This window comes from Pseudoalteromonas sp. S1727 (assembly GCF_005886375.1).
Lineage (GTDB): Bacteria > Pseudomonadota > Gammaproteobacteria > Enterobacterales > Alteromonadaceae > Pseudoalteromonas > Pseudoalteromonas haloplanktis.
This window is the reverse complement of sequence record NZ_PNDT01000179.1, coordinates 1-3944: the sequence shown is the minus strand read 5'-3', so window position 1 is coordinate 3944 and position 3944 is coordinate 1. Positions and strand designations below refer to the sequence as shown.

Here is a 3944-nt window from a genome sequence, read left to right as displayed (position 1 = left end):
AACAAGGCATAAATTTTGACATGTAGTTGTTCTCGGCAATTGCTCCTGCATTGCTCTACCTCCTGCATCCATGCAGTCGTACATGAAAAATTTATAACGCAGTTAGCGCTTTATTTAGCCCGCTAGAATGGTTAAATATTTAAGTCGATTGGTATTAGTACTTAGATCAGTTCAGCTAGCATGCTTTCATCATATGCTACTAACTGTTCGTTATTAGCAATTTTGCTCACGTAATCAGGATTAGCAATAAATGGGCGGCCAATAGCGATTAAATCGAATTTATTACCATTGATCGCAGCTTTTGCAGTATCAAAGTCATAACTGCCCACTCCCACTAAGGTACCTTGATAATTAGCCCGTAAATATTCTGAGGTAGTTTTGTCTTCAAGGCTTGCAAAGCGCATGCTGTCATCAAAAATACCACCATGTAAATAAGCCAAATCACGAGTATTTAATTGTTTTAGTAGATAATCAAATACGGCTTTATCACGGCTATCTTCATCCATATTAAAGTAAGCACCAGGCGATAAACGCAGCGCCGTTTTATCTGCCCCAATGGCAGCAATAACAGCATCGACCACTGCTAATGCAAAACGCGACATATTCTCTGGTGTTTGGCCATATTCATCATTGCGCTGATTAGCAGCAAAGTGTAAAAACTGATCAATCAAATAGCCATTTGCACCGTGAATTTCTACGCCATCAAACCCTGCTTCAACAGCGTTTTCTGCCGCTTTTGCATAATCGGCAACTAAGCCTTGAATATCGTCAAGAGTTGCAGCCTTAGGTGTTTGATAGGTTAATTCACGCATCCGTGGTACAGAGCCTTCAACACCAATTGCTGATGGTGCTAACACTTCGCCATCAAAAAAGTGTGGATGTGCAACACGACCTACATGCCAAAGCTGCGCAAATATTTTACCGCCGTTAGCATGTACTGCCTCTGTTACTTTTTTCCAACCTTGAATTTGCTCGCTGGTAAATAACCCCGGCGTATTTGGGTAACCTTGCGCATCTGGGCGGATTATCGTGGCTTCGCTGATAATTAATCCGGCTTCTGCACGGCGTGCATAATAGTCAACCATCGCTTGGGTTGGTACTAAGTTATCGTCCGCCATACAGCGTGTTAAAGGCGCCATAAGTATGCGATTTTGTAATTCAATACTGTTATTAAGTTTAAATGGTTGCAGTAGATCGGTGGTCATTATTATCAATCCTTATCTTGAATGTATATTCAAGATAAGGGCGAAGCATAAAACATTCAAGTCTAATTTTGAATATTTGTTCAAGATTAAGTAAACTGCGTTCACCAGTTACCCTAAGAGAGCGCTATGAGAGTTGCCGAATTTGACCGCGAATATGTATTGCGCCAAGCGATGCTTGCTTTTATGCAATGTGGTTACGCGAAAACCAGCATGCAAAAATTAACGCAAGTAACGGCCCTCCATCCCGGTTCTTTATATGCTGCATTTGGTAATAAAAAAGGTATTTTTTTAGCCGCTATTGAGCAATATCAAGCTGATCGTAATCAACAATTCACGGCTCTTTTTTGTGATCAAATGCCGGTTTTGCCGAGTTTGCGCCTATATTTAGACTCCATCATTGCTGAATGTATCAGCGGTGATGCCATGAAAGTATGCTTACTCACTAAAAGTATAAGTGAAGTTGAAGGGCAAGATCTGCAAATAAGCCAAGCGCTGATGGCAAATTTAAACGCCTACGAAAATGCCCTTGCCATACAATTTAAGCGGGCTATTGAACAAGGTGAAATAGCCAATACACGCACTGGTGAACAACTTGCTCGTTTTTTAGCTATGGGTTTGTATGGCCTAAGAACTTACGCACTAACTAACCGCTGTGAACACGATTTGCAACAGTTAGCAAATGATTTATACCACGCAATCTGTAATTAATTTTAAACTAATCGACATAATGTCATATTAGTCAATATACTAAGACTAAAGCCATTCAAGAGAGAGCCGAGCAATGAGTAATGCAATTTTAGCAGCATCTGAGAAGTTTGAGACAATCTTAAATTTAGGAGCAAAAAAAAGACTCGCCTTTATGTTTGAAACCGTGCAAGAGTTCAAACAAGTGTGGATACTAAATGACGAAGATGGCTGCGTAATGCTCGCCAACGAAGATGATGATTGTGTACCAGTATGGCCAGAACGAATTTATGCTGAAGCATGGGCAACTGGCGAGTGGGAAAACTGCACAGCGAAAGCCATTCCATTAAAAGATTGGCAATCACGTTGGACACCAGGCCTTGAGCAAGACGACCTACTCATTGCCGTATTCCCCACCGAAGAAGACGACGGCACCATTTTATTTCCAGATGAATTTGATAGCCAACTTAAAGCACCTAAAAAGCGCTATTAATCATACAACCGTATAAAGCAAAAAAGCGACCCAAGGTCGCTTTTTTTGAATCTAATGGCGGTGAGGGAGGGATTCGAACCCTCGTTAGGGATTAACCTAAACACACTTTCCAGGCGTGCGCCTTCAGCCACTCAGCCACCTCACCGCAAGCGTTAATTTATAACGCGGCGTAATAGTATGTAATCACGCTCAGTGGTGCAAGGTGTTTTTCCCTTTTGCCAATTAACTGCTTAGTAAACAAACAAAAAAGGCCGCTGAGAGCAATATCAGCGGCCTTATCTTCATAACCAAGTTTAGCGCTTAAGTGACGCTGAGAAATCAAGCATGCGATTAAGCGACTTGAGTGCGCCTTCACGAAGGTCCATATCTACAAACACTTCTTTGCCAGTTGCATCTAATAACGCTTCCTCAATCGCTTTGAGGCCGTTCATTGCCATCCATGGGCAATGCGCACAACTTTTACAGGTTGCGCCCTCACCTGCTGTTGGTGCAGCAACAAATTCTTTATCTGGGCAAAGCTGCTGCATTTTATAAAAAATGCCGCGGTCGGTGGCCACAATAAACTTTTTGTTATCCATTGTTTGCGCAGCTTTAATTAATTGGCTGGTTGAGCCTACAGCATCAGCTAGAGCAACAATTTCGGCTGGTGATTCTGGGTGCACTAATACACCCGCATCTGGATACAGCGCTTTCATGTCTTTTAAGGCTTTGGTTTTGAACTCGTCATGTACGATACATGCGCCATTCCACATGATCATATCAGCCCCAGTATTCTTTTGAATATAGGCGCCTAAGTGTTTATCTGGGCCCCAGATGATTTTTTCGCCCATTTCATCTAAGTGTTCAACAATCTCAAGCGCACACGATGAGGTGACGATCCAATCGGCACGTGCTTTAACAGCTGTTGATGTATTAGCATACACAACCACTTTACGATCAGGGTATTGATCGCAAAATGCAGAAAACTCGTCAATCGGGCAACCAATGTCTAGTGAGCAGGTTGCAGCAAGCGTTGGCATAACGACAGTTTTATTCGGGGTTAAAATTTTAGCTGTTTCACCCATAAAACGTACACCCGCGACAATGATCATGTCAGCATCGTGTTTAGCGCCAAAGCGCGCCATTTCTAACGAGTCAGCAACACAACCGCCCGTTTCTTCCGCAAGTGCTTGAATTTCAGGATCAGTATAATAATGGGCAACCAATACCGCATTCTTATCAATCAATAGTTGTTTGATACGTGCTTTGTATTGCGCTTGCTCATCAACGTTCAACGGAGCTGGCTTAGGAGGAAAGATATAACCTTCAGGCATAATAGTTTGAGCTAAACTCATTTCTCGACCACTTAAATCTACAGTGCATTTATGGGGCGAATTATACGAGAATATAAAACTAAATAACAGTAGTGCTCATAAATACCACTCGACTTAACTATTAAACCATTTAAGCGGGCTAAATAAAGCGCTAACAACGTTAGTAATTTTTTATGTACGACTGCATGGATGCAGGAGGTAGAGCAATGCAGGAGCAATTGCAGAGAACACTAATTTATATTTTAGATT

At 41.9% G+C, this 3944-nt stretch carries 4 protein-coding genes and 1 tRNA gene; 2 read left to right on the top strand and 3 right to left on the bottom strand.

Annotation, left to right across the window (positions count from 1 at the left end):
- Positions 1 to 161 precede the first annotated feature (161 nt).
- Positions 162 to 1205, bottom strand: coding sequence for an alkene reductase (locus CWB85_RS21440; RefSeq protein ID WP_016707363.1), 1044 nt, complete (start codon positions 1203 to 1205; stop codon positions 162 to 164).
- A 126-nt stretch (positions 1206 to 1331) separates the two neighbouring features.
- Between CWB85_RS21440 and CWB85_RS21435 the strand changes: the two genes are divergently transcribed.
- Positions 1332 to 1913, top strand: a complete 582-nt coding sequence (locus tag CWB85_RS21435; RefSeq protein WP_138555981.1) for a TetR/AcrR family transcriptional regulator — start codon at positions 1332 to 1334, stop codon at positions 1911 to 1913.
- Positions 1914 to 1986: 73 nt separating this feature from the next.
- Positions 1987 to 2382, top strand: coding sequence for a DUF2750 domain-containing protein (locus CWB85_RS21430; RefSeq protein ID WP_016707365.1), 396 nt, complete (start codon positions 1987 to 1989; stop codon positions 2380 to 2382).
- A 55-nt stretch (positions 2383 to 2437) separates the two neighbouring features.
- Here CWB85_RS21430 and CWB85_RS21425 read toward each other — a convergent pair.
- Positions 2438 to 2527 (bottom strand) — tRNA-Ser (locus CWB85_RS21425).
- A gap of 148 nt (positions 2528 to 2675) precedes the next feature.
- Complete coding sequence (nadA, locus tag CWB85_RS21420; RefSeq protein ID WP_016707366.1) at positions 2676 to 3716, bottom strand: quinolinate synthase NadA; 1041 nt, start codon at positions 3714 to 3716, stop codon at positions 2676 to 2678.
- Between the last annotated feature and the right edge of the window lie 228 nt (positions 3717 to 3944).

What these genes read in the sequence shown, in the direction of transcription:
- CWB85_RS21440 (WP_016707363.1), bottom strand. Translation starts at nt 1,205, where the DNA reads ATGACCACCGATCTACTGCAACCATTTAAACTTAATAACAGTATTGAA.
- CWB85_RS21435 (WP_138555981.1), top strand. Translation starts at nt 1,332, where the DNA reads ATGAGAGTTGCCGAATTTGACCGCGAATATGTATTGCGCCAAGCGATG.
- CWB85_RS21430 (WP_016707365.1), top strand. Translation starts at nt 1,987, where the DNA reads ATGAGTAATGCAATTTTAGCAGCATCTGAGAAGTTTGAGACAATCTTA.
- nadA (WP_016707366.1), bottom strand. Translation starts at nt 3,716, where the DNA reads ATGAGTTTAGCTCAAACTATTATGCCTGAAGGTTATATCTTTCCTCCT.